Source organism: Actinomycetospora sp. (assembly GCF_055612215.1).
Genome location: NZ_JBVPVA010001022.1, coordinates 1 through 3,634 on the forward strand (window position 1 = coordinate 1; position 3,634 = coordinate 3,634).

3 protein-coding genes are annotated in these 3,634 nt (G+C 72.6%); all 3 read left to right on the forward strand.

Going from position 1 to position 3,634, the window contains the following annotated elements:
- Positions 1–302 precede the first annotated feature (302 nt).
- Entirely contained in the window at positions 303–1,700 is a 1,398-nt protein-coding gene (locus AC0CYZ_RS27740) for an MFS transporter (protein ID WP_472221336.1), read from the forward strand.
- Between the two features lie 30 nt (positions 1,701–1,730).
- Positions 1,731–2,618, forward strand: coding sequence for a transketolase (locus AC0CYZ_RS27745; RefSeq protein WP_472221337.1), 888 nt, complete (start codon positions 1,731–1,733; stop codon positions 2,616–2,618).
- Positions 2,615–3,634, forward strand: a 1,020-nt coding sequence (locus AC0CYZ_RS27750) for a transketolase family protein (RefSeq protein ID WP_472221338.1), incomplete at its 3' end; no start/stop codon positions are given. The genes AC0CYZ_RS27745 and AC0CYZ_RS27750, both read left to right, overlap by 4 nt.

Here is a 3,634-nt window from a genome sequence, read left to right on the forward strand (position 1 = left end):
TTCGCCGCGGACGCCTCGGCGAGCTGACCCGCACGGGTCCGGAGCAGGGCGGACGCCCTGCCCGTGATCGTCCCGGGTAGACGGGGCGATCGGCGCGCGCGCGTCGGGTGGCTCGCACGTGATCTCTGCGCGGTTCGGCCACGAGAGTGACGGGCGTCGCTCGTCGCGCTGTGGCCGTTGACACCCGCCTGCTTCCCCCGCACCATCGGTCTCGACGTTGACTGTTAACAGTCAACTGTCGAGAGGCCGGGTTCGCGCGGCTCCGCCTCGATCCGAGTCCCTCCTGATCAGCGGAGATCACCATGACCGACCGGCAACCACCCGCTTCCGCGGACGTCACGAGCGCCATCGCCGCGAAGACCCCGCCCGAGGGCACCCCCGCCCGCAAGCGGGTCGCGATCGGCGCCTCCGTCGGCGCGACGATCGAGACCTACGACTTCATCGGCTTCGGCACCGCCGCGGCGCGGGACTTCAACACCGCGTTCTTCCCCTCCAGCGACCCCCTCTCGGGCACGCTGCTCTCCTTCGCCACGCTCGGCATCGGGTTCGCGGTGCGGCCGCTCGGCGGGATCGTCGGCGGTTACCTGGGCGACCGGATCGGGCGCAAGCCGGTCCTGGTCGGGTCGCTGCTCCTGATGGGCATCGCCACCGTGCTGATCGGGGCGCTGCCCACCTACGCACAGGTCGGCGTGTGGGCCGGTGTCCTGCTGGTGACCGTCCGCGTGATCCAGGGCCTCGCCTTCGGCGCCGAGTGGGGCGGGGCCATCCTCATGTGCTTCGAGCACGCCCCGTGGCGCAAGCGCGGGCTCTACACCGGCATCACCCAGGCGGGGTTCCCCGTCGGGCTGCTCCTGGCCAACCTCGCGTTCCTGGCCTCGGTCCCGCTCGGCGGGACGTGGGCGTGGCGCGTGCCCTTCCTGCTCAGCGCGATCCTGATCGCGATCGGCATCGCCATCCGGCTCAAGGTCGAGGAGTCGCCGGAGTTCGAGGGCCTCAAGGCCGAGGGTGACGTCTCGAAGAACCCGCTGTTCGAGGTGCTGCGCACCGACTGGCGCAACGTGCTCCGCGCCTTCTGCCTGCGCACCACCGAGACCGCCGGCTACGCGGTCAGCGTGACGTTCGTGCTGTCGTACCTGACCAGCGAGAAGCTCGCCGGCCGCCCGGTCAGCCTCACCGCGATGCTCATCGCCGCCGGCGTCGGTATCGCGGCCACCATCTGGTTCGGGTCGCTGACCGACCGCTTCGGACGCCGCCCGGTCTACCTGTTCGGCACCGTCGTCACCCTGCTGTGGGGAATCCCGCTCTTCCTGCTGCTCAACACCGGCGCCGCCCTCGCGATCGTCCTGGCGTTCCTGATCAGCTACGCGCTCTGCCAGAACTCCCTGGCCGGCGTGCAGGGTGCATGGTTCTCGGAGCTGTTCGCGGCCCGGACCCGCACGACCGGCGCCTCGCTGGCCTACCAGCTCTCCGCGGTCGTGTCCGGGTTCACCCCGCTGATCGCGACCGCGCTGTTCGCCGGCGTCGGCTGGATCGGCCCGGCGCTGCTCATCAGCTTCTACGGGCTGCTCGGGCTCGTCGCCACCCTGCTCACCCGCGAGACCTGGGGCCCGTTCGAGCGCGCCACCGCCGTCGAGGCGGAGCGGGCGCACCGCGCGGCGGCCCATGCCGACACGGCCGCGACCCACACGGTCGCCGGCTGACCCCCACCCACCACCCGAGAGGACTCCGACATGACCGCCACGACGAGCTCACCACCGGACGTCGCGACCACCGACGACCGGGTCGACCGGCTCCGCGACGCCGCCTACCGCATCCGCCGCCACGCCCTGGACATGGGCGAGGTCCAGGGCCAGGGCTACATCGGCCAGGCCCTCGGCGTCGCCGACGTCCTCGCCGTCCTGTTCGGCGACGTGCTGCGCTTCCGTGCCGCCGACCCGGAGTGGCCCGAGCGTGACCGCTTCCTGCTCTCCATCGGCCACTACGCCATCGCCGCCTACGCCGCGTTCGCCGAGGCCGGGATCCTGCCGGTCGAGGAGCTCGAGACCTACGGCTCCGACGGATCCCGGCTGCCGATGTCGGCGATGGCCTCCTACACGCCCGGCATGGAGATCTCCGGCGGCTCGCTGGGCCACGGTCTCGGCATCGCGACGGGCATGGCCCTCGGCCTGCGCCACCAGGGCCGTGCCGCCCGCGTGGTGAACCTGCTCTCCGACGGCGAGCTCAACGAGGGCGCGACGTGGGAGGCGGCCATGTCCTGCGCCCACCACGGCCTGTCGAACGTGCTCGCCGTCGTCGACGTCAACGCGCTGCAGGCCGACGGGCCGACCGCCGGGGTGCTGCGCGTCGACCACCTCACCGACAAGTGGACCGCCTTCGGGTGGAACGCCCGCCGCGTCGACGGCAACGACATCCCGGCTCTGCTCACCGCGCTCGACGAGCTCCGCGACGCCCCCGACCGACCCTCGGTGCTCCTCTGCGACACCCGCCCCGGGCGCGGCGTGCCGATGCTCGAGACCCGCGAGAAGGCCCACTTCCTGCGCGTCGAGACCCACGAGTGGCAGATCGCCCGCGACCAGCTCCTGGAGAGCTCGACCCCCACGGAAGGACACCAGCGATGACCACGACGGCCCCCCGCACGAAGCTCACCACCTCGGCGATGATCGCCTCGTTCGCCGACCCCGACCAGCGCACCACTCCGGCCCCCTTCGGCCACGCCCTCGCCGCGCTGGCCGCGGAGCGTCCCGAGATCGTCGGGCTCTCCGCCGACCTCGCCAAGTACACCGACATGCACGTCTTCCGCGAGGCGCACCCCGACCGGTTCTTCCAGATGGGCATGGCCGAGCAGGTGATGCTCGGGGCCGCCGCCGGCATGGCCGAGGTCGGGCTCGTCCCGTTCGCCTCGACCTACTCGGTGTTCGCCACCCGCCGGGCCTACGACTTCCTGTGCCTCGACATCGCCGAGCCCGGGCTCAACGTGAACGTCGTCGGCGGTCTGCCCGGCCTGACCACCGGCTACGGGCCCAGCCACCAGGCCACCGAGGACCTCGCGATCCTGCGCGGCTGCCCGGGGCTCACGATCGTCGACCCCTGCGACTCGGTCGACATCGCCGCCGCCGTCCCCGCCCTGGCCGACCACGACGGGCCGACCTACCTGCGGCTGCTGCGTGGCTCGGTGCCCACCGTGCTGGACGAGTACGACTACCGCTTCGAGCTCGGCAGGGCCGCCGAGCTGCGCTCCGGCCGCGACGTCCTGCTGATCTCGACCGGGCTGATGACCATGCGCGCCCTGCAGGCCGCCGCCCGCCTCGAGGCCGACCACGTCGACGTCGCCGTGCTCCACGTCCCCACGATCAAGCCGCTCGACCGCGAGGCGATCGTGCGTGCGGCCCGTTCCGACCGGCTGGTGCTCACCTGCGAGAACCACACGGTGGTCGGCGGACTCGGCGAGTCGGTGGCCACCGCCCTCGCCCTGGCCGGCGTCTCGACGCGGTTCGGGCAGGTCGGGCTGCCCGACGAGTTCCTGGCCGCCGGTGCCCTGCCCACGCTGCACGACCGCTACGGGCTGTCCAGCGATGCGCTCGTCGCGCGGATCAGGGCCGAGCTCTCCGACCGGGCGCCGTGGCCCGCCGACCCC